The organism is Companilactobacillus sp. FL22-3 (genome assembly GCF_054881455.1).
Genome location: NZ_JBTYYZ010000003.1, coordinates 33752 through 54271 on the forward strand (window position 1 = coordinate 33752; position 20520 = coordinate 54271).

25 protein-coding genes and 2 pseudogenes are annotated in these 20520 nt (G+C 37.6%); 6 read left to right on the forward strand and 21 right to left on the reverse strand.

Annotated features, from left to right (window positions below; genetic code table 11):
- Positions 1-75: 75 nt before the first annotated feature.
- The 7 genes from ACYT32_RS03470 to ACYT32_RS03500 all read right to left on the reverse strand — a co-directional run bounded on the left by ACYT32_RS03470 (position 76) and on the right by ACYT32_RS03500 (position 5417).
- Positions 76-1179, reverse strand: coding sequence for a DUF916 domain-containing protein (locus tag ACYT32_RS03470; RefSeq protein WP_395264716.1), 1104 nt, complete (start codon positions 1177-1179; stop codon positions 76-78).
- Between the two features lie 4 nt (positions 1180-1183).
- The gene (locus ACYT32_RS03475) at positions 1184-1912 is read right to left on the reverse strand and encodes a WxL protein host-binding domain-containing protein (protein WP_395264714.1); all 729 of its coding nucleotides are present in this window, start codon (positions 1910-1912) and stop codon (positions 1184-1186) included.
- Complete coding sequence (locus ACYT32_RS03480; protein ID WP_395264713.1) at positions 1858-2172, reverse strand: hypothetical protein; 315 nt, start codon at positions 2170-2172, stop codon at positions 1858-1860. The genes ACYT32_RS03475 and ACYT32_RS03480 overlap by 55 nt, the downstream gene beginning before the upstream one ends.
- 79 nt (positions 2173-2251) lie before the next feature.
- Positions 2252-3346, reverse strand: a complete 1095-nt coding sequence (locus tag ACYT32_RS03485) for a DUF3324 domain-containing protein (RefSeq protein WP_395264711.1) — start codon at positions 3344-3346, stop codon at positions 2252-2254.
- Between the two features lie 119 nt (positions 3347-3465).
- Positions 3466-4203, reverse strand: a complete 738-nt coding sequence (locus ACYT32_RS03490; RefSeq protein ID WP_395264709.1) for a WxL domain-containing protein — start codon at positions 4201-4203, stop codon at positions 3466-3468.
- Positions 4204-4328: 125 nt separating this feature from the next.
- The gene (locus ACYT32_RS03495) at positions 4329-4790 is read right to left on the reverse strand and encodes an LPXTG cell wall anchor domain-containing protein (protein ID WP_395264707.1); all 462 of its coding nucleotides are present in this window, start codon (positions 4788-4790) and stop codon (positions 4329-4331) included.
- A gap of 114 nt (positions 4791-4904) precedes the next feature.
- The gene (locus ACYT32_RS03500) at positions 4905-5417 is read right to left on the reverse strand and encodes a GNAT family N-acetyltransferase (protein ID WP_395264705.1); all 513 of its coding nucleotides are present in this window, start codon (positions 5415-5417) and stop codon (positions 4905-4907) included.
- A 97-nt stretch (positions 5418-5514) separates the two neighbouring features.
- Here ACYT32_RS03500 and tpx point away from each other — a divergent pair, with 97 nt between their 5' ends.
- A complete protein-coding gene (gene tpx / locus ACYT32_RS03505; protein WP_395264703.1) occupies positions 5515-6012 on the forward strand; it encodes a thiol peroxidase in 498 nt (165 codons plus the stop codon).
- A gap of 63 nt (positions 6013-6075) precedes the next feature.
- On the opposite strand, the gene ACYT32_RS03510 is transcribed toward tpx, so the two are convergent.
- On the reverse strand, positions 6076-6837 hold the full coding sequence (locus ACYT32_RS03510) for a flavodoxin family protein (RefSeq protein ID WP_395264702.1): 762 nt from the start codon (positions 6835-6837) through the stop codon (positions 6076-6078).
- Positions 6838-6950: 113 nt separating this feature from the next.
- On the opposite strand from ACYT32_RS03510, the gene ACYT32_RS03515 reads away from it, so the two are divergent.
- Both ACYT32_RS03515 and ACYT32_RS03520 read left to right on the forward strand, forming a co-directional pair.
- Positions 6951-7592 (forward strand): SDR family oxidoreductase, encoded by a 642-nt coding sequence (locus ACYT32_RS03515; RefSeq protein WP_395264701.1) that lies wholly within the window; start codon positions 6951-6953, stop codon positions 7590-7592.
- Between the two features lie 233 nt (positions 7593-7825).
- Positions 7826-9163: pseudogene (locus ACYT32_RS03520) on the forward strand (NCS2 family permease).
- Positions 9164-9236: 73 nt separating this feature from the next.
- On the opposite strand, the gene ACYT32_RS03525 reads toward ACYT32_RS03520, so the two are convergent.
- On the reverse strand, positions 9237-11156 hold the full coding sequence (locus ACYT32_RS03525; protein ID WP_395264699.1) for a heavy metal translocating P-type ATPase: 1920 nt from the start codon (positions 11154-11156) through the stop codon (positions 9237-9239).
- Between the two features lie 132 nt (positions 11157-11288).
- Here ACYT32_RS03525 and ACYT32_RS03530 point away from each other — a divergent pair, with 132 nt between their 5' ends.
- Entirely contained in the window at positions 11289-11648 is a 360-nt protein-coding gene (locus ACYT32_RS03530; protein ID WP_395264697.1) for an ArsR/SmtB family transcription factor, read from the forward strand.
- A gap of 74 nt (positions 11649-11722) precedes the next feature.
- Here the strand turns inward: ACYT32_RS03530 and ACYT32_RS03535 are convergent, their stop codons facing one another.
- The 7 genes and pseudogenes from ACYT32_RS03535 to ACYT32_RS03565 all read right to left on the reverse strand — a co-directional run bounded on the left by ACYT32_RS03535 (position 11723) and on the right by ACYT32_RS03565 (position 15979).
- Positions 11723-12100: a hypothetical protein gene (locus ACYT32_RS03535; RefSeq protein WP_395264696.1), complete on the reverse strand. Its 378-nt coding sequence runs from the start codon at positions 12098-12100 to the stop codon at positions 11723-11725.
- Between the two features lie 45 nt (positions 12101-12145).
- Positions 12146-12412: an acetyl-CoA carboxylase gene (locus ACYT32_RS03540; RefSeq protein WP_395264694.1), complete on the reverse strand. Its 267-nt coding sequence runs from the start codon at positions 12410-12412 to the stop codon at positions 12146-12148.
- Positions 12405-13706, reverse strand: a complete 1302-nt coding sequence (locus ACYT32_RS03545; RefSeq protein WP_395264772.1) for a Y-family DNA polymerase — start codon at positions 13704-13706, stop codon at positions 12405-12407. The genes ACYT32_RS03540 and ACYT32_RS03545 overlap by 8 nt, the downstream gene beginning before the upstream one ends.
- A gap of 109 nt (positions 13707-13815) precedes the next feature.
- The gene (locus ACYT32_RS03550) at positions 13816-14607 is read right to left on the reverse strand and encodes an aldo/keto reductase (protein ID WP_395264693.1); all 792 of its coding nucleotides are present in this window, start codon (positions 14605-14607) and stop codon (positions 13816-13818) included.
- A 271-nt stretch (positions 14608-14878) separates the two neighbouring features.
- Positions 14879-15100, reverse strand: a pseudogene (locus ACYT32_RS03555) (PadR family transcriptional regulator); the annotation flags it as partial.
- 27 nt (positions 15101-15127) lie between these two features.
- Complete coding sequence (locus ACYT32_RS03560; protein ID WP_395264691.1) at positions 15128-15391, reverse strand: PadR family transcriptional regulator; 264 nt, start codon at positions 15389-15391, stop codon at positions 15128-15130.
- 51 nt (positions 15392-15442) lie between these two features.
- The gene (locus ACYT32_RS03565) at positions 15443-15979 is read right to left on the reverse strand and encodes a phenolic acid decarboxylase (RefSeq protein WP_395264689.1); all 537 of its coding nucleotides are present in this window, start codon (positions 15977-15979) and stop codon (positions 15443-15445) included.
- 656 nt (positions 15980-16635) lie between these two features.
- On the opposite strand from ACYT32_RS03565, the gene ACYT32_RS03570 reads away from it, so the two are divergent.
- Both ACYT32_RS03570 and ACYT32_RS03575 read left to right on the forward strand, forming a co-directional pair.
- Positions 16636-16950 carry a transposase gene (locus tag ACYT32_RS03570; protein WP_461793365.1) on the forward strand — a complete coding sequence of 105 codons (315 nt, stop codon included), beginning with the start codon at positions 16636-16638 and terminating at the stop codon, positions 16948-16950.
- A gap of 27 nt (positions 16951-16977) precedes the next feature.
- On the forward strand, positions 16978-17028 hold the full coding sequence (locus ACYT32_RS03575; protein ID WP_395264768.1) for a hypothetical protein: 51 nt from the start codon (positions 16978-16980) through the stop codon (positions 17026-17028).
- A 17-nt stretch (positions 17029-17045) separates the two neighbouring features.
- Here ACYT32_RS03575 and ACYT32_RS03580 read toward each other — a convergent pair whose 3' ends face one another.
- From ACYT32_RS03580 to ACYT32_RS03600, 5 genes are read right to left on the reverse strand one after another with little or no spacing between them, the layout of a single operon-like run.
- Positions 17046-17258 carry a hypothetical protein gene (locus tag ACYT32_RS03580; protein WP_395264688.1) on the reverse strand — a complete coding sequence of 71 codons (213 nt, stop codon included), beginning with the start codon at positions 17256-17258 and terminating at the stop codon, positions 17046-17048.
- A gap of 26 nt (positions 17259-17284) precedes the next feature.
- The gene (locus ACYT32_RS03585) at positions 17285-17956 is read right to left on the reverse strand and encodes a sugar transferase (RefSeq protein ID WP_395264686.1); all 672 of its coding nucleotides are present in this window, start codon (positions 17954-17956) and stop codon (positions 17285-17287) included.
- A 29-nt stretch (positions 17957-17985) separates the two neighbouring features.
- Positions 17986-18771 (reverse strand): tyrosine-protein phosphatase, encoded by a 786-nt coding sequence (locus ACYT32_RS03590; RefSeq protein ID WP_395264685.1) that lies wholly within the window; start codon positions 18769-18771, stop codon positions 17986-17988.
- Positions 18768-19511: a CpsD/CapB family tyrosine-protein kinase gene (locus tag ACYT32_RS03595; RefSeq protein WP_395264684.1), complete on the reverse strand. Its 744-nt coding sequence runs from the start codon at positions 19509-19511 to the stop codon at positions 18768-18770. Before ACYT32_RS03595 ends, ACYT32_RS03590 begins: the two co-directional genes overlap by 4 nt.
- Positions 19512-19519: 8 nt before the next feature.
- A complete protein-coding gene (locus ACYT32_RS03600) occupies positions 19520-20299 on the reverse strand; it encodes a YveK family protein (protein ID WP_395264683.1) in 780 nt (259 codons plus the stop codon).
- Positions 20300-20520 lie beyond the last annotated feature (221 nt).

Consider the following 20520-nt stretch of genomic DNA (forward strand, 5'->3'; position numbering starts at 1 on the left):
CCTAATTCAGTTTTTGAATTAGGTTCCTTCTTTATGTTATTGCTCAAGAGCTGACCAAATTGTCAAACTCTGATGTTATTTATTGTGACGAGAAGATCTAGTACTACCATCACCGGTATTCTTTGATTTCTTTTGCGACAATTTGAAACTAAATTTGCCTCGACCACCATCAGGCCCATTACCTTTATTACGTTGTGAATAATAGAGATACATCCAAATGGCAACTGCAATCAAGACAACGATTCCCAAAATGATCCAGAGCCATTGCTTCTTATTGGACTCTTGCTTAGGCATCGTTGCACTGGTGACCGCCTCTGCCTGTTGTTTTTTAACCGTGATCGTATAATTAAAGTCCTTGGGAAAACCACTCTCATTTTTCAAGGAAATGTGTGCTTTATAAGTCCCAGCAGTCAAATTCTTGATGGGAATAAAGTAATTAAATTGCGAGTTAGGCGCAAATTGCAAATTATCCGCTGAATAATTAGTTACTTTACTGCCATTAGTGATCTTAGCCTTCAAGGAAACTTTATTAATGTTGATCGGTTCTGTATTGTCCATTCGATAAGCAATCCCTGTCGAACCCGCCACGGCTTTAGGAGCTGCTGATGTCAATACAGGCATGATGCCATCATCCTTAGAACGCAAGACAACGCCCTTGACGTATCGAACTTGATTCTTGATGTTGATATTTTTCGATTTCGTGGGACTAACTGAGGCAGTAGTCGTAATTCCACCTAAAATAATCCCAGAATATTCAGAACTAGGTGATTTAACTTTGAATGTGACCGTCTTGCTTTCGCCAGCCTTCAAAGTAACCTTTTGTTTTCTTTTACCTTCAACTAGTGAAGTCAAAGATGGCAGTTTCGACTTGTACAACTTGGCATTGTACTTATCGTATCCAATCACTCCAGAGTCTGCCGTATAAGCATTATTGATCTCTGTATTAACAGTGATCGATTTACTACCAGTATTAGCAATCAAAACTTTAAGATCTTGTGACCCGTTTGGCTTAACCTTGAGATCAAAATAAGATTCATCTTTGTTGATTTGATTATCTGGCAAAACTGCTTGAATCGCATAAGCTTTATCGGGTGCGGCTTTTACCACCGTAGCAAATGGTAAAAGCGTTGCAACCACTAATAAAATTGTTGAAAGAAATATTGTTATTCGTCTTTTCATACTTTTAACTCCTACCTGAATACCAAATGGCCCAGAATATTAGGAAAATAAGTGATATCAGAACACAAACTATTAAAATATATGTCACGGTCTTATCGTAGATCAAACCTTTACAACGTTTATTGATATTATTAGCTTGATCTTGCGTAATCGTGTACGTTTTGTGGAACGTCCATGTAGCCTTGCCGCTTCGAGCAGCTCCTTTGATGACATAAGTTCCAGCTTTAATTGGTGTAGTATTTTGATCAAAATCTACTGGGATCTTGGAGTTAGGAGCAATTTTAGGGTAAGTTAAGTCAGCTATCATCTTTTTATCGCCCATATTGAAACGATCTAACCAACTCCTACGCTTAACCGTCATATGTACAATCACATTCTTCATCATTCCAGGCTCTTTATTTTGCAGATTAACAATCATATGGGGCTTTTTCTGGATTGCATCCAATGACAAATTATAAAGGTTCAAAATGCCACCGACTGCTTTGTTATTATCAGTTATCCAGACTGGAACGTCGGCTGATCCTTTGGTTGAATCACCTTTTACATAAATATAAAAATCACCCATTGTCAGTCCCTTAATTTCCGAATCTGGCAATTTAATCTTAAAAGAGACGTCTTTGGTCTGATTCGGCTTCAGTGTCACTTCTTTTTTTGTCGTCATATCTGCAAAAGCATGCTTTAACCCAAATTGTCCTGATTTAACTTTATCGTGGAAGGTAATCTTACCGTCCATGAAGTAGTGGCGTTCGTGGGAACGAGAACCAAAGTATATCTATTGATACTGAAATTTCCTAAAGAAATTTTAACTGTACGTTCTTCATTCGATTTACCCACAATTTGAAACCTATCAGTCACTCCAGAAGAATCATCTTCAATCAACGGCGTCACTGTCACTCCACTAATATCCGCTTGAGTAGTGAGTGGACGGAAGAAAAATGTTATTGCACCTAAAACTAGACCCAGCATCGTTAAAAACCATAATCTGCTTTTCATAATAATCCTCGATTATAAACACTTTCTACCATTTATGATACTAAAAAAGCTATCCCAAGTCTTGGAACAGCTTATTTTTTTAACGACGACGTCTTCTTGGTGTATTACCAGAATTGTTGTTACCATTATTATTGTTATTATTTCTCTTACCAAGGTAAATACCCAATCCAAGAATAATTGCCAATGCAAGAATTGCTAATAAGATATACAACCATAGATAATTAGGTTTGATACCAGCTAGTTTATTGTACTTAGCTGCATCACTATTTGTAATTGTAAAGTCTTTTTCTAGAATCCAACTCTTCAAACCACCAGCGGTTTTATAAGTTAGTTTCAAATGATAATTACCCGCTTGCAATGACTTCTTACCCCAAGGAATACTAAAGTTATAGTTTGAAGTTGGGGCAATTTGTTGGTTACTTGCAATTTGTGTGACTTTGATACTCTTGTCGCCCTTTTTAGTAACGACAGCTTTTGCAGTTAGGCTTCCAGTATAAGCATTCTTTGAATTATGAACGTTAGCAAGTACTCCTTGAGACTTACCACTCGAACTATTTACCAATTTAGGTGTAACTCTTGTAATAGAATAAACAGGTTCAACATTTTCTGCATCTTTTTGATGTATTTGAACCGGAATAGAATACATAAATTTATTTTTAATTAACGTACCACTAGAACCAACTGTTCCCTTTGCTTTTTCTTTATATGGAGAAACTGTAACACCACCCATTAAAGTCCCCTTATAAGATCCTGTAGGTACTTTAACATGAAAAGTCAATGTGGCAGTGGTATTACCTGGTACTTTAAAAACTGATTTATTGGGTGTAATTGCATTTTTAGTTTGAATCTTTAAAGAACTATCTGTTACCTTAGCCTTGTCATAGCTGAGTTCACCATTATCATTGGTATACCCAGTAGTTCCGGTAAAAATAAATCGTCTAGTATCACTGGCCTTATTGATTACTAGTAATTTCAACTCAATATCCTGTCCAGGTGTACCAGTAATAAAATAATTTCCACCATTAATATTCAGATTATCATTATTCTCGCCACCAACTTTTAACGTGTAATCACCTGATGTAGCAGCAGAGACATTAGTTATTTGATTAGCCCCTATTATCGCTCCTCCAAAAAGCAACAGGCATAATAATAATTTCAAAAATTTTTTCTTCATTTGAATCCTCTCCCGATTGAAAACACTAAGATATAATTCATTTTCATTACAAAATAAAAACCACTACGATAGTAGTGGTCTTTAAAAATATTGATAAATTCTTTATCTAAAACCTTTTATTAACCTTCAGCAGGTGTAGTTGAAGGTGTAGCCTTAAAAGTCCAAGTAATAGTTGAATTGTATGACTTGCTTGAAGCTTTAGCTGCTCCTGTAGGTGTTCCTCCAACTGTCAAGTGTTCGTTCTTAGCGTCTGGTGTGAATGATGCATTGATAGCACCTGTATTATATTTTCCAGCTCCTAATGAGATAACATTAGGACCTGCTGATCCATCGGCATTGATAGTAGCTGGTAATGATTCCAATGCTTTTGTACCTGCTACGGCAACGTTTGCACCACTATCATCCTTCAATGGGGTTGCATCCAATGTCATCACAAAACCAGGTGCAGCCTCACGTGATTCTGTAACAGTTAGCAGTCCTTGTCCTTGACTATCTTCTGCTTTTTCATCATACTCGTTACTCTTCAAATTAACAGTTGAACCAGCTGCAGCTGTACCGAATCCAAAGTCAGGAACGGAATCAAGTGTCAAGATACCACTAACAACATTAACGTTAGCATTTGATTGTGCAGTTGCAGTACCAACTGTTTTACCATCGCCTGCATCATAAGCAATTGCTAATCCTGTACCTTCTTGACCTAATCCACCAACATCTTCATCCTTAACTTGTTCTAAGTTACCATTAACGAATTTTCCTGATGTTGTAGCAGCTTGTGCTGTCAATGATGGAGCAATCAATCCTAGAACCATACCTGTTGTTGCTAATGAACCTACTAAAACGTTTCTTGATAATTTCATGATATATCCTCCCTGATATAGAAAATTATTTTTTTGTTTTTGTCTTTCTTGATTACAATTAGATAATAACAAATTTTACAAGCTGTACACTCCATAATTTGTAAATGTTATTTGTCTAAATTGAATCATTTTGTTGCCATTGAAAATCTCAAGCTTTTGCGGAGCTTATAACTGTAAAAAGCGAATAGACCAATTAAAATCGTAAAGCCCGTTATGATCAGACCAGTGTCATGGGCGTCACCTGTTTGTGGGTAACTGGACAGGTTGTTGACATTAACTGATGGAACATAGTCAGTATTTTTATTTTGACTGCCTGTACTCGTGCCAGTATTGTCACCTGAAACCAAAACATTTGTATTCGTTGCGCCACCGCCACCGAGATCTGAAGCATCATCTCTCGAGTTGGCGACTACCGCAACTGGTGCCGATCTGTCAGCTCCACCTCCAGTCGTACTATTAGATTCGGCAATTACATGTGTAAAACTGAACCCGCCAATCACACCTAACAATATAACGGCTATTGCGAAGAAACCGACTACTCGCTTTTTGACTTTGAGACTTTTTTTGGTTCTCATTCTTCTTTTCATATAAAAGACCTCTCATCAAAAGTTCTGTCTGTTTTCTCCTTACGCTTAGTATAGTACCATCTGTATACCCACTTTTAAGTTCGATATAATTAAGAAATTCTTACGAGAAGTGAATCATTTCTTTAAAACGTAGTATTTCACGAGGTTATGTTGTCCCGTGTATGGAAGCGTTTGCTCCGCTTCGTAAATATATTTGAAGTTCAATGACTCTAACAATTCTTGTGGGGCAAGGTTTTTGGTCTCTGTAGCCGCCCAGATTTCATTCAAATGAATTTCATTAAATCCATAATCGATCAATAACTGAACTGCTTCCTTCGCATAACCTTGTCGTCGAAAATCTCGGCTCACTACAAAGCCAATCTCTCGTGTCAACAACAAAGCGTTCGATTCTCCCCGCTTATTTAGTTCAATAATACCAACCAACTGATCCGTTTTCTTCAAAGCAATTACAAATGCCCCTTGACGTCGTTGATAGAGTTCTAAGAGGTTCTGAGCAAATGTCCGGTCATCTGTATATTCTAGGCCAGCCAGTTCATGATTTCTTTTATCGCTGACTAAAGCAAAAAACGCTTCAAAGTCTTCATTTTTAAAACCACGTATTTGAATGTTCTTACCTATAAGATTCATAATTTGCCTCGTTTGGAATTCTTTCAGTCTAATTTCTAGGTTTTTAATTTAGGGTACTCTATAATGAATTTAGTTAAAACAGAAAGGGTGATTTTGCATGGATTTAGATTTTAAAGGTGAAACAATTACAACTTATGGCGACCCATTGACTGTTGGTGAAAATTTTCCCGACTTCACAGTTTTGAATAAAGACAACAATGAAGTCAAGCTTAGCAGTCTATTGGACAAGCCACTTTTGATCAGTGTAGTTCCTGACATCAATACTAGCGTCTGCAGTATTCAAACTAAGCACTTCAATGAAGAAGTTGACGGGCACTCAGAGATCAACTTTGTAACTATTTCAACTAACACACCTGAAGAACAAACTGATTGGTGTGCTGCTGAAAATGTCAAAAATATGGAAATGTTATCTGATATCGATCATGACTTTGGTAAGAAGTCTAAGATTTGGATCAGAGACAAGAATATCCTAGCTCGTTCAGTTTGGGTGGTTGACAAGAATGGTGAAATCATCTATTCAGAAATCGTTCCCGTTCAAACTAATGAACCTAGTTACGACCGTGTACTAGGCCAACTCAACGAATTAATCAAGTAAAACCAAATCTCCTCTGATTCTAATTTTGAGTCAGAGGAGATTTATTTGATTAATTTTTCAAAACTATCGACGCCGATGTTTGACAAACATTACAAAGTGCAATATGCAAGCCAATAAGACGAAGAAAATAATCGTAAAGCTCAGATAATTCAACCAGAAATTATCAGCAATCAGACTCTTAAAGGGTATCTGAATTCCCATCGTAATTAACGCCATCACAGCAATCATGAAGAATAATTGAATATATCGTTTCACAGTTGAATCATCCTTTCTCTTACGGACTGAAATTTTTTTCGCATACTTGTGACAAAGTTGTTTCTTATTATCCGGAATCTCTTTCATCCCAAAAGTCCCCGGTAAGACGATCTCACCAACTTTAATAACTCCAGCTGCTGACATGACCCGATCAATTGTCTTGAATGATTCATCAGTCACTCCCGTCAGAAAATTCTCTAATGAAGAAACATAACAAGAACTGATACTGAGATAGTGTTTATTCTTAAATTGTCCCGGAATCGTGTCACCATTTTCTTTAAAGTAAACTAATTTGGGACGCATACAGTCAAAAAGGTTCTTCATTACACCTGAAAATTCACGAAAATAAGTCGGTGCCGCCAATACCCAGACATCACTTTGGGCCATTTTTTCAGCTAATTCATCCAAAACCAAGTTCTTCTCGTGATATTTATGAGGTGTTACATCGTAATTTTCTAAATAAATCGTTTCAGTTTCGACATCTGCATCAACGTTTTTCAATACTTCAGCGATCATTTGAGCATTCAACCCGTTTTCCTGATGCGAACCGAGTATTCCTAAAATTTTCATACGCATAATCCCCTTTGAGTCTAAGTGTAATATACTGCACAAAGAGATTCAAAACACTAGCATTATCAAGCGATTGTTGCTACAGTATGGTTAACTAAGGAGGTTTTGAATTTATGAAAGTTCTTATTATTGGTGCCCATGGTAAAGTGGGTCACTTGTTGATTGGAGAATTACAATCAAGAAACATTGATTTTGTTGCTGGATTGCGTAGCCAAGAACAAATCAAGGCCTACGAGACAAATAATATTGAGACCCAATTCATCGATCTAACTGCATCGCTTGATAGTATCAAAGATTCAATAGTTGCTTCAGGTGCCGACGTAATTGTCTTCTCAGCTGGTGCTGGGGGCGCTGGCTATGATCTTACACTTGAAATCGACCTCGACGGAGCTATCAAGACGATGATGGTGGCTGAAGCTGTCGGTATCAAGCGCTATATCATGGTTAGTTCGGTCTTTAGCGACAACCGTAGCAAGTGGGACGCATCTGGTATCAAGCCATACATGATTGCTAAACATTATGCTGATGATCATTTGCGGGGAACCAACCTTGACTATACGATCATCCATCCTGGCCACCTAACTAACGACGACGGCACTGGCAAAGTTAAGCTTTTAGGACCAAATGAAGTCGATTCTGTTCCTAGAGTAGATGTTGCCAAAGCCTTGGCTCTGATTATTCAAAATCCATCAACAATTGGTAAAGAATTTACTTTTGCCAGTGGTGATGAACCGGCTGAAGATGTTTTTAGATAAATTTTTTTGAACCTTGAAAAGAGGCTTTTCACAAAATAACTTGTGGAAGGTCTCTTTTTATTATTCGTAAGGCAGGCTCAAGCGATTATTTCGATAGTCTTTCTAAGTTGAATATAGCTAAATTTCCGAACTTTATTTGATAATTTTTATATTTTAATCGTGTTTTTATTGAAAATATTTGATATTTTTGTAATACTTAATAAGTAATCAATAAAACCTTAGGGGGTTATATTTTGCCAAACGATGCTAATCTCAGTTTTATCGAAAAATTATTTCATCTTAAAGCTGCCAATACGACTATCAGACGGGAAGTTCTAGCTGGTCTGACAACCTTCGTATCCATGGCTTACATCTTGTTCGTCAATCCGCAAGTTTTAGGTGCCGCCGGGATGGACAAAGGGGCGGTGTTCACCGCTACTGCTCTTTCAGCAATTTTAGGTTCCGTTTTGATGGCTCTCCTAGCTAATTATCCAATTGCCATTGCTCCAGGACTAGGTGATAATGCCTTCTTCACTTATTCCGTCGTCCTTGCCATGGGTATTCCTTGGCAAACTGCTATGGCTGGAGTCTTCATGTCCAGTATCCTCTTTCTTCTGATCTCCGTTTTAAAATTACGGGAATTAGTAATTGATTCTATCCCCCATGATTTGAAACTAGCCATGGCCGCTGGTATCGGTCTGTTCATCGCCTTTGTTGGTCTTCAAGGTGGTGGCTTAGTCACTGCTAGCAAGTCAACCTTAGTTGAAATGGGATCTTTGACCGTACCAACAACTTGGCTAACTATCTTTGGCTTGATCATCACGTGATTGTTGATGGCTAAAAAAGTGCCCGGTTCAATTTTTATCGGTATGGTCTTAACTACGATCCTTGGTTTAGTTACCAAGTTGATTCCCCTGCCTAAACAAATCATCTCGACTATCCCTAGTATGAAACCTACCTTTGGAGTCGGAATCGCCCACATGCCTGATTTAGCTGACCCCAAACTTTGGGCAGTCGTCTTAGTCTTTCTATTAGTAGCATTCTTTGATACTGCCGGAACCTTAATCGGTTTAGCTGAACAAGCTGGCTTCATGAAAGATAATAAGATGCCTCGTATCGGCCGTGCTTTGATGGCTGACTCTATCTCAATGCTGGGTGGTGCAGTCATGGGTACCACCCCAACAGCTGCTTATGTTGAATCTTCAGCCGGAATCGCTGTTGGTGGCCGGACTGGTCTAACATCGCTAGTCGTCAGTGTGATGTTTGCCGTGGCAATGTTCTTCTCACCGCTTTTGACCATCGTAACTTCCAACGTCACCGCACCAGTCTTGATCATTGTCGGTATTTTGATGGCTCAATCGATGAAACAGATCGACTGGAGTAAATTTGAAATTGCTATGCCAGCTTTTCTAACTATTGTCGGAATGCCTTTGACCTATAATATTTCTTACGGATTCGCCTTCGGGATTCTGTTTTATCCTCTAACAATGTGGGCTGCCGGTCGGAGAAAAGAAATCACACCTATCATGTACATTTTATTATTCGTCTTTATTCTCTTACTTTACATTATCAATGTTTTGCCAACTAAATAGTTCATCTAAAAATCCCGCTGATTTTCAAAAAAATATCAGCGGGATTTTAAAATAGTGTTTAATATTGAACTCATTAATTATCGAATTTGATAAATTGCAATCTGACTGCGTTTAAAACTGCAATAATCGTTACTCCGACATCGGCAAAAACTGCTTGCCACATATCGACTATTCCTAAGGCACCGAGTAAGAGAAACAATACTTTGATGATCAGTGCAAAGGAAATATTTTGAATCACGATCAAGCGTGTCTTTTGAGCTATCTTCATCGCTTGAGCCACTTTCGAAGGTTCATCGCCCATAATCACGATATCGGCTGCTTCGACTGCGGCATCTGAACCCAAACCACCCATAGCAAAACCGACATCGGCCGTAGCTAAAACCGGCGTATCATTGATACCGTCACCGACAAAGGCTACTTTTTTATTGACTTGATGTGATTTCTTGAGGAGTTTATTGACGATTTCAACTTTGTTCTCAGGTAATAGGTTCGTATAAACTGACTGTAAGTGTAACTTTTTAGCAATTGCTTCACCGACAGTCTGATTGTCACCTGTCAACATGACCGTTTGTTTGATACCACGATTATTTAAGAGTTGAATTGCTTTTGCGGCATCAGCTTTAGGCTTATCGGCAATCACGATTGCACCAAAGAACTTTTCAGCCACTGCCACATAAACGATCGTTCCAACTTCTTTAGTTTCAGAAAAACTAATGTTGCCTGCTTGCATAGCCTTGGCATTACCGACGATAACTTGTTGACCGTTAACTTGAGCACTCAAGCCGTGGCCTGCTTTTTCAGTCATCTTTTCAATTGATAAGAGCTTTCCAGTGTAAGCTTGCAAAATCGAAACGGCAATCGGATGTGTGGAGTTTTTTTCAACACTTGCAGCCATTTGCAACAATTGTGTTTCAGAGACACCTGCAGCGGGTATAATTTTCACTACCGCAAATTGACCCTTAGTCAAAGTACCTGTCTTGTCAAAAGCCACGGTGTCGACTTTATTCAAAGCTTCCAAATAGTTGCTACCTTTGACCAAGATTCCCCGCTTAGAAGCGGCCCCAATTCCACCGAAGAAACTCAGTGGCACCGAAATCACCAAGGCACAAGGACAAGAAATTACTAAGAAAATCAAAGCCCGATAGACCCAGACATCCCAAGCACCGTTAACTAAGAGTGGTGGCAAGATAGCTAAAGCCCCAGCTAAGCCAACTACAATTGGCGTATAGACCTTGGCAAACTTAGTGATGAACTTTTCAGCTTCGGCTTTCTTGCTATTGGCGTTTTGGACTAAATCCAAAATCTTAGCCACCGTAGAATCATTGTAAAGTTTTGTCACTTTGATCTGCAAAGTTCCATTTTGGTTGATCGAACCACTGAGGGCTTGATCGCCGACTTTGATATTTTGAGGCATGGACTCACCAGTTAATGCTGAAGTATCAACTGACGAATTGCCCAAAACGACTGTTCCATCAAGCGGAATCTTTTCACCTGGTTTTACGACGATGATCTGACCGATTTGAACTTGGTTAGGATCGACCACTTTTGTTGTTCCATCAAGCTTCAAAGTTGCAAAAGCCGGCTTGACTTCCAACAAAGCAGAAATCGATCTCTTGGACTTGTTGACGGCAATATCTTCAAAGACATTTCCCAATTCATAAAAGAGCATCACTGCAATGGCCTCTGGATATTCGCCCAGAATAATGGCCCCAATCGTGGCAATACTCATCAAGAAATTCTCGTCAAAAATTTCACCGTGCATAATATTCTTGAGCGCCTTATAAACGATGCGAGCTCCAATAACTAAGTAGGCCGTGACATAAAAGCCGATAGTTATCGGTGTTGGCAAGATCGAACTCGACCCTACCAGCAACAAAATAAAAGAAATCAATAACCGAATAATAGTTAACTTAGTTGATTTGCTCAATTCATTTTTAAGACGCTTTTGTTTATTTTTTAATTTATAATCAGACTGGACATCGTAAGACTTCATGGGAATATCCTCCTCGAAAAGGTTTACATGCTCATTTGAATATATGAACAATCATTCATATATTAATTATACTATAATAAAACTTAGTAAATTTCAACCAGTACTAACCACATTCAATTAAGAGGACAAATTATGCCAGAACAAAATTTTGAGGTAGAACATCAAAAGGCTTTGCATAGCCTAAAACAGAATTTGCCTAATGATGAGGATCTTGAAGCAATGGTCAATATCTTCAAAGCATTCGGTGATATGACCCGTGTAAAAATTATTTTTGCGTTGGAAAAAACACCTTTGAGCGTCGGAGAAATCGCCGATACACTTGATATGAGTCAATCCTCTATCTCTCATCAACTAAGCATTCTCAAGCAATTAAATCTCGTTTCTAATGCCAGACGAGGTCGAAACATCCATTACCGCTTGAGTGATCAACACATTATTACGATCTTTAAACAAACCAAAGAACATATTATTGAGGATGAAAATGATTTTTAAATGATACCTTCTGATTCTAAAACTTAGAGTCGGAAGGTATTTTTGTTGGCGACAAAAAAGGCAGGTTTCCCCGCCTAAGCTACTATTTCTACATTTCTAACGTCCCTTAGTCGGAAAGTTTCGCCGTTATCAAGATAAAATAAATCTTCATTGTATCCACTGACTTCACCAGTTAGATCAACAGAAATTTCGTTATTAGTGTCACAAATATTCAATTGTATTTTAATTATTTGGTTATACGTAAATGATTGCATCAAGAACTTAGTGATCTGCTCCGCAGTCTGTTCCTTGCGCAGTTGCTTTTGACGATTCAATTTTTTAGCTTGTCGATTTAAAGCAGCGGTATGGTCACTGAGGTAAAATCCTTGCCACTTCATTTTGCCGCGATCGTGATAGTAGTTATCAAAAAACGATTGGACAGTCTCGGAATCATATTTATATTTACTATTCATCTTTATGCCGTCTTTTCTGTATTAATTCTTGTTTCTGGGGCCATTTCATCCCCACAAAACCATCATACGTGATTGTAAAGCAATATTTTTCCATAATTTTATTAATAATTTTTCCAAATCTGACAAATCATAGTTTTCAATAGTGTGGAGCGGAATCGAGTGCAGCCTTTTTCCCAGTGGTTGAATATTGATAAAAAAGTTATAAGTGCTGTCATAGCAGTCATTAACCACTTGTAAACTATACTTTACGTCTTTTTTCTTAAGAAAATTCTTGTCAATTCGGGACAGGATGATCTTTAAGTCATTATTCATAAGCATTCCCACCATTGTGGCCACCAACCAAAGTAGCTCGATGAATGGCAGTGCCACCTTTTAGCAGACTATTGGCGTAGACGATCGATTCAAAGCCATAGCGTGCCCTGATCTGATCGATGACTGACAACTTATCCTCATCTTGACACTGCTGTTCGACTGGCGTAAAAAAGTTTAATTGCTGTGCCTGTTTGTCGACCAATTTAGATGAATAAACGGCCAAGTTTCTGACCGGCTGCCCTTGCCAATAACTCTCGAACAAATGAATCAATAACTCCGATATCTCATTGTCATTGTCGGTATGATTCAAATTACCGGCAACGCTAAAACCACCACGTTCGCCCTCTTCTTTAGCCGCAAAAGCATAACTGACACTCAAATACAGACAGCCTGCTTGCTTATGATGATGACGCAACCTGGAAGCGACTTGTTGCCCCATCTCTTTGATGACTGTCTCAATCTCTGACTTTTGGTAGTAATCACGGGGCAGGACTTGCCAATTGCCAATACTGTGATTCTTCGGCATGATTTTATCGGACAAATTCGGGCGGTCGATACCCCAAGCTATCGCAAAAATCTGTTCTCCAATCAAACCTAATTCTTGTTTTAAATAAAAAGGATTGGTGTGTGCCAGTTCATTAATATTATGGATACCTAAGCGATTGAGCCGTTTCTCCGTTCGCTTAGCGATACTCCAGACATCAGTCATATTGGGAATCGTCCAAATTTTCTCTGGGACAGTTTCATAATGAATCTCGCCCATTAACTCGGGATCGTGCTTGGCATAAATATCTAATGCAATCTTAGCTTGAACTGGATTATCACCAATACCGACATTCGTATAAAGACCCAGACGTTTGCGGACTGTCTTTTGAATCAAGCGAGCCACGGCTCTTGGAGTATTGCCAAACAAATGCCAAGACTTAGTCATATCAAGAATGGACTCATCGATTGAGTAAGGCCAAACATCCGATTCAGCCGCAAATTCCCGAAAAATATTGTTGATCTGCAAGTTACGTTTAATGTAGAGATTCATTCGTGGCGGTACAACGATCAAATTGGGATCTTGTGGCAGATCTCGTTGACGGGAAACATTTGCTTTTAGATGGAAAACCTTTTTTGCTCTCGGGGAGGTTGCTAAAATTAAGCCACCATTCGTGTTATCAGCTTCACTCATAACAACCAATAGTTCTTTTAAAGGATTGAGTCCACACATAGTTGCTTCAACACTAGCATAAAACGATTTATTATCGATCAAAAAGAATACGCCATGGGGTTCTTTGCTATAATCTATCGTTCTATCCTCCTATCTGTCTACAATTTTATTATACGAACGCATGTTCTATTTTTCAAGAAAAAAATTCAAGTAAAGACTTTAATCCCTACTTGAATCGAATCGAAATTTATTTTTCTAAATCAGATAATTGCTTGAAATCATCATCAGTTAATTCAACATTAGCTGCACTAATATTATCTTGTAAATGTTCAACTGAACTAGTTCCCGGAATTGGCAAGATATTATCAGAACGTTTCAAGAGCCATGCCAAAGTAATCTGAGCGGGACTGACGCCATATTTAGTAGCAATTCCAGTTAATGGACTATCAGCTTTGGCCAAATTACCAGTATTCAGTGGGAACCAAGGCAAAAAGGCAATACCTTGAGCTTGGCAATAATCAACGATGGCATCGTCACCTTTGTGATTACCAACATTGTACATATTTTCCACCGCGTCGATCTTAGCAATCTTTTGAGCCGCCTGTAACTCTTCCAAAGAAACTTGACTGATACCAATATGCTTGATCTTACCTTCATCTTGTAGCTTCTTTAATTCACCAACTTGTTCCTCTAGTGAATAATGAGAATCAATCCGATGTAAGAACAATAAGTCTTCGTGGTCACGCTTGAACTTACGCAACGATAATTCAACCTCTTGACGTAAGAAAGCTGGGACACCAACAGGAATCCACTTTTCTGGACCTACCCGAACTTGACCAACTTTATCAGAAATAAAGATTTTGTCCGAATCTTTATATTCTGCTAAAGCTTGAGCCAAATAGTCGTCGGCATTCCAAGGACCATATGAATCAGCTGTATCAATGAAATTAACCCCTAGATAAAAAGCACGCTTGATAACCTCAACTGCTTGATCAGGGTCTTTATAAGGTCCCCAGACGCCAGGGCCAGTTAATTGCATCGTACCGTAACCAATACGATTAACGACGAAATCTTCATCAAATTTGTAAGTTCCTGCTTTAGTACATTAATTTCTTCCATTATTGAAACCACTCCTCATTAAAAAATCCATGTAGAAAATGTCATGATATTTTCTACATGGATAACTTTAGTCTTTTTGTTTTTATTTACAAATATTTGCTATAAATAGAAATTAATATATCTGCTTAAATATTTTTATAACAGTCGTTTGTATCTTTATCGGCAATGGGGATATCATAATTCCTATTCTTCTACAAACGATCCTTCAACCACTGGATATGATTCTCTTCCCGTTCAATTGCGCGTGTCAAAATTAAATAGTGTCCATATTTATCTTTAATTTGTTTTTCATCAAGGAAGACCGTTTTTTGGCGCTTCTGTAGATGGGCTAACTTAGTCTCATTAATCTGCAGTTCTTCAGTCAATAACTGTCTTCTTAACAATTGATCACGTTGGTCACGAATAAAGTAGAGTTTTAACGAGAATAGTTCTTCATTATCTTACAAAGGTTCCTTTAACCATTGACGCAAAATCTCCAAACCTTTCGTCGTCACCATGTAGTAAGTTGATTTCCCATCATCAGTATCTTCTAACCAGCCATCATCTTTCATACGAGCTAATTCAGGATAGATCTGACTGTGCGACGCATGCCAAAAATCCCCAACTTCATTTTTAAACTCCTGACTGATTTGATAACCAGACAGGTTTCCTTTATTATTGATCAATCCTAGTAAGACATATGGTAATATCCGTTTCTTCGGCATTTTTTCTCTAAATAAAAAATGATATACGTTTTCGTATACCATTTTAGCATGTTACTTATTTGCTCGTTGATAGTTTTCGCCAAAATATTTACCAGCACGGATATCATCAGGCATCCCCTTGTAAGGCGCTTCACTGATAACATCTTCGTTGTTTTGACCAGCATCGCCCATGTAAGTGATATTAGCAAATTCAGGTACGACCAACTTAGGATAAGTTTCATACTTCTCACGAGACTCTTCCATCAAATCGATGTGTTCATTTTGGTAAGTTACAGTGATTTCTGGATGTTCTTCAACCCACTTAGGGAAGAAGATAGTTCCATGGATCTTATTTTCATTTGGTAGGAAATCAAGTGCAACATCAGTACCAGTTGGTTCAGTCCAAGATATCTTATAAATTTCTTCTGTCAACATGACGATGTCTGCCTTTTGATCAGTTACCCAACGTCCAGCGACCATACCACCATGAATTCGGTAATCAACGGTATAGTCGTTCTTTGCATACCATTCATATTCCCAACCATTATCGTATGTGTAAATAAAATGTGTTCCTAAAAAGTCTTCTAAAGTTTTAAATGTTTTTGTCATAATTTAATTGCCTCCTTATGTCGTTATCGACATATAGTTAACTGCTTTTTTTGATAAAATAAAAAGATTGAGACATAAGCCCCGACTCTAAACAAAAACACGATAAAAATTTCCATGAGATGTGGAATTTCTGAAGTGTGTCATAATTGTTAGACAAGAAATCTAACTATTATGGAGCACTTTTTTATATGGTTAAATACGGCTCAAAATTAAATACAGAGATTGTTGATGAATACCTTCAAGAAGGAACCAGCATGCGTCATCTTGCGAAGAAACATAACATATCCAAACGACAAGTTAGTTTTTGAATTCAAAGGTAACGTTTAAGCGGTGCGGACTCACTTAAAAGAAAAGGGACTAAAAGAAATTTCACGGCCGAATTCAAAATTGATGTGATAAACTACTATCAAACTCATGCTGGAAAATAACATCTTAAAAAAATCAATGACTCTGTTCAGGACCTCAAAGGACGAGAAAAAAAGCAAGTAGTGGATCAGATCATGGTCGAACAAGAGCCCCTTCCCCCAAAAAAACGATATAAAAGATGAAACTGTATCCTTCAAAATTCTACGCACTGATGTTACACAAGTCCACTTAGCAGATACACTAAATGGGCTTATATCTCTGCAATAACAGATGAGGCAAGTAAAGAAGTCCTGGCCTTTCAAATGAGTAATAGTCCTAATAGTGAATTGATTATGGATACCTTAAATGAACTCATAATGGTCCTTCCAGAAGAAACAATGCCAATAATTCATTCTGATCAGGGCTGGCATTACCAATTAAAATATTATATTGATAAACTCTCTGAAAATGATTTTGTACAAAGTATGCCTCGCAAGAGAAATTGTCTAGATAATGCGCCAATTGAAAATTTCTTCCATCTCTACAAAACAGAATGTCTTGATGAATTTCCGCCTTGTGAAAATATTGAAGAACCTCAAGAAATTTCAAAAAAACACATCAAATAGTTCAATGATCAAAGAGTTTCAAGAAAAATAAAAGGCATGACTCCCCGTGAATACAGGGAGCATGCCTTGGTAGCTTAAAAATTATTCAATTTTGTCTAACTTTTGTGTTGCACTTCAAAATTAAATAAAAATAACCTTTCATATCTATTAATTTGAGGAACAAAATATGTTCTTTCACCTAATTTTTCAATCGCAAAATCACTTTTTTCTGTAACTAGAAATGACGAGTATTCTTCAGAAATCTCCTTCATCTTCATTAGCTCTTGCAAATGACCACCTGACGAAGAAATAAAACAGACTTTTTTCACTATATTCCCTTCCTAAAAAAAATATTTCAATAGGCACCATTTGGTTTGAAAAACACCATTACTGTTTTACATAAAACATAAATATCAAGCATAGCTCCACGATGATTAATATATTTAAGATCCAACTTCACCATCTCAGAGAATCCAACATCGTTACGACCGCTAATCTGCCACAGCCCAGTGCATCCAGGCTTAACGGTCAGACGTTGTTTGTCGTAATTAGTATAATCTTTAACTTCTCGTGGAAGTGGTGGTCTAGGGCCAACTAGATTCATATTGCCAAGTAAAACGTTAACCAACTGTGGTAGTTCATCGATACTATATATACGGATGAATTGTCCAACCTTAGTGACACGTGGATCATCTTTCATCTTAAACATGGCGCCTTCGATTTCGTTATCCTTCAATAGCTCTTTTAGATGCTTATCGTCATCAACTACCATTGAACGAAACTTATACATTTTAAAAGCTTCTTGTCGTTTCCCTAAACGAATTTGCGAATAAAAGACTGGTCCTTTAGGATCCTCCAGCTTGATTGCAATCGCCACAATTAAGAACAATGGTGACAATAATATCAATCCTATTAGACTAGCAAAAAAATCAAAGACTCTTTTAAATTCCTTATATACATATCGCTTATTCTGGTAAGAAAAATCAACAGAAATACTATCCCCTTTTTCATAATCAAAATATTGCATACTAAATACTTCCCCCAATAACAATAATCTTAGAAAAACCAAAACTTTCTTTTTTTCTTATTCAAGCTAGATATCCTCATATAATCTAGCTCAGTAACGTCGTCACCATTGATAATGTTTTTGGCGTTATCGTTAAACATTTGAGCCTTTTCTGACCCTTCTTCTTGCTCTAGCTTCTCAAAGGCTTCTTTCATTAAGAATCTTCTACCTTTAAAGTTATGTGCATCTGAGGCAAAAACAAATCCCAAATTTGCTTTGATAATCTCTTCAGTCAACTTTTGAACGTGTTTACCAAAGACACCCAAATAACTGCTGCTCGTCAATTGGGTCAGACACCCCATCTTGACAAAGTCATACAATTTATCTGGAGTCTCTTGAAAACCCTGATTCCTTTCAGAATGGGCAATTACCGGTGTGATTCCTCTGGTAGTTAAATCAAAGATCAAATCAGCCATATACTCTGGAATCATCTCATGAGGTAACTCTAAGAGTAGATAACGATTGGTTTCATCCATGAACAGAATGTCATGTTGAGCAATCGCATCCATTAATTCACCTGTTAAGTGAACTTCCTGACCAGGAAAAACAGTTAATGGTATTCCTTGTTTATTTATTGCATCTTGCAAATAATTTGTTTCTCTAATGACGTCTTTTTTATGGTTGGTATATTCACCGTCCATATGGTGCGGAGTTACTAATATATGACTAATTCCTTGATCTACAGCCGTCTTTGCTAAGTCTAAAGACATTTGTAAATCCTTAGATCCATCGTCTACTCCAGGCAAGATGTGGCAATGCAAATCAATTAATTTCATTTTTTCTTCTCAGCTCCATAGTAGCCACCATAATATCCACCATAGTAGCTAGCAGATTTTTCTTTAGTTACTCGATTCATGATTGCACCTAAGATATTAGCATGGACCGTATCTAAAGCCTGTTTGGCTCTAGCAACCCCAACTTTTTCAGCGATTCCTTGGGGAACGACTAAAATAACTCCATCAACTTGTGCAGCTAAAACTTGTGCATCAGTAACCGAATTAGCAGGTGGCGCATCGAGAATTAACAAGCCAAATCGGTCACTCAATCGAGTCAATAAATCCTTAGTCCGCATACTTCCTAACAATTCGGATGGATTAGGTGGAATGGGTCCACTAGTGATTACGTAAAGATCATTAATCATCGTTGGTTGAATGATTTCTTCTAATGATGCATTTCCTAATAAATAACTGGATAACCCTCGATGATTACTAACGTTAAAAGTCTTATGAATTACAGGGCGACGCAGGTCCGCATCGACCAAAATCACTTTTTCGCCTTGCTTAGCCCAGGTTACTGCAACATTGTTGCTAACGGTCGACTTACCCTCAGAGGGAGCTGAAGAGGTAAACAAAATTGATTTCAGTTTTTTATCAACTGATGAAAATTGAATGTTTGTTCTAATTGTATTGAATTCTTCTGCGACGTTGCTTGTTGGGTCATCGTAAGTGATCAAACCAACACCGTGCTTTAAACTGTAATTATCTAATTTTTTAGCTTTACTTTTAAATAATGGCATTTGTTGACCTAAACCCTTCTGTGATTTCCAGTTGCAATAGCATCTTTATTGATTGTTGCTTGTAGATCTTTATGCTCAACTGTTCTTTCAATTACTTTTTGATCGATCTCACTGACGATTCCCAAACTAGTTAAACCTAAGTTATCAGTTAAGAAGCTCTCATCTGAGACTGTTCTATCAGTCAATTCACGAATAAAGGCTAATCCAATACCTAAAATAACTCCCAAAACCAAACCAACTAATACATTCAAAGCCTTTCGAGGACTAACTGGTTTAGTGTCAGTCTCTGCTTGAGAAACGATTGAAACGTTATTGATACTCATGATTTTTCCAATCTTCTTTTTGAAGACCTTGGCCGTCGTATTAGCAATCGCTGCTGCAGTTCCCGCATCAGTTGACTTAGCTGTCACCGAGAAAACTTGTGAGTTCTGTGAGCTATTGATTGTCAATGACTTCTTGATACCTGCCATTGAGCCAGGATAACCTGGATAGCCACTGATCTGTTTATTAACATCACTTAACACTGTAGGGCTGGTAATAATATCCTTATAAGTACTGATCATCTGAACATCGGCTTGAACTTGTTGGAACTGTGCCCCCTGCATCTCTGATGACAATTTACGATTAACTAATATCTCAGTAGTCGCACTATACTTCGGTGTCATTACAAAAAAAGTTATGAAAACTGAAGCCAAAGTCACAACGATAGTTGTCGTAAAAATGGCTTTTAAATGTTTGCGTAGTATACCCGCAATTTGTAGCATACTAATAGTTTGTTCTGATTCCACTACATCCTCCAAAAAAATACATATATAATCGAATCATAATTCACAAATACATTTAGTATATCCTCTTTAATAACTCACGACAATCCGCCATTTAAAGATAATACGTTTACAATTATTTTTAACGACACTAATAAAATTTTCCTATGTTTCTAAATTATTATTTTCTTTATTTTTGACATTATTTGGCGAATAACCAGCAAATAACGAAAATAGCTTCAGTG

Coding starts and splice junctions, on each gene's coding strand:
- ACYT32_RS03470 (WP_395264716.1), bottom strand. CDS start 1,179: ATGAAAAGACGAATAACAATATTTCTTTCAACAATTTTATTAGTGGTT.
- ACYT32_RS03475 (WP_395264714.1), bottom strand. CDS start 1,912: ATGGACGGTAAGATTACCTTCCACGATAAAGTTAAATCAGGACAATTT.
- ACYT32_RS03480 (WP_395264713.1), bottom strand. CDS start 2,172: ATGAAAAGCAGATTATGGTTTTTAACGATGCTGGGTCTAGTTTTAGGT.
- ACYT32_RS03485 (WP_395264711.1), bottom strand. CDS start 3,346: ATGAAGAAAAAATTTTTGAAATTATTATTATGCCTGTTGCTTTTTGGA.
- ACYT32_RS03490 (WP_395264709.1), bottom strand. CDS start 4,203: ATGAAATTATCAAGAAACGTTTTAGTAGGTTCATTAGCAACAACAGGT.
- ACYT32_RS03495 (WP_395264707.1), bottom strand. CDS start 4,790: ATGAAAAGAAGAATGAGAACCAAAAAAAGTCTCAAAGTCAAAAAGCGA.
- ACYT32_RS03500 (WP_395264705.1), bottom strand. CDS start 5,417: ATGAATCTTATAGGTAAGAACATTCAAATACGTGGTTTTAAAAATGAA.
- tpx (WP_395264703.1), top strand. CDS start 5,515: ATGGATTTAGATTTTAAAGGTGAAACAATTACAACTTATGGCGACCCA.
- ACYT32_RS03510 (WP_395264702.1), bottom strand. CDS start 6,837: ATGAAAATTTTAGGAATACTCGGTTCGCATCAGGAAAACGGGTTGAAT.
- ACYT32_RS03515 (WP_395264701.1), top strand. CDS start 6,951: ATGAAAGTTCTTATTATTGGTGCCCATGGTAAAGTGGGTCACTTGTTG.
- ACYT32_RS03525 (WP_395264699.1), bottom strand. CDS start 11,156: ATGAAGTCTTACGATGTCCAGTCTGATTATAAATTAAAAAATAAACAA.
- ACYT32_RS03530 (WP_395264697.1), top strand. CDS start 11,289: ATGCCAGAACAAAATTTTGAGGTAGAACATCAAAAGGCTTTGCATAGC.
- ACYT32_RS03535 (WP_395264696.1), bottom strand. CDS start 12,100: ATGAATAGTAAATATAAATATGATTCCGAGACTGTCCAATCGTTTTTT.
- ACYT32_RS03540 (WP_395264694.1), bottom strand. CDS start 12,412: ATGAATAATGACTTAAAGATCATCCTGTCCCGAATTGACAAGAATTTT.
- ACYT32_RS03550 (WP_395264693.1), bottom strand. CDS start 14,607: ATGCAATTAACTGGCCCTGGCGTCTGGGGACCTTATAAAGACCCTGAT.
- ACYT32_RS03560 (WP_395264691.1), bottom strand. CDS start 15,391: ATGCCGAAGAAACGGATATTACCATATGTCTTACTAGGATTGATCAAT.
- ACYT32_RS03565 (WP_395264689.1), bottom strand. CDS start 15,979: ATGACAAAAACATTTAAAACTTTAGAAGACTTTTTAGGAACACATTTT.
- ACYT32_RS03585 (WP_395264686.1), bottom strand. CDS start 17,956: ATGCAATATTTTGATTATGAAAAAGGGGATAGTATTTCTGTTGATTTT.
- ACYT32_RS03590 (WP_395264685.1), bottom strand. CDS start 18,771: ATGAAATTAATTGATTTGCATTGCCACATCTTGCCTGGAGTAGACGAT.
- ACYT32_RS03595 (WP_395264684.1), bottom strand. CDS start 19,511: ATGCCATTATTTAAAAGTAAAGCTAAAAAATTAGATAATTACAGTTTA.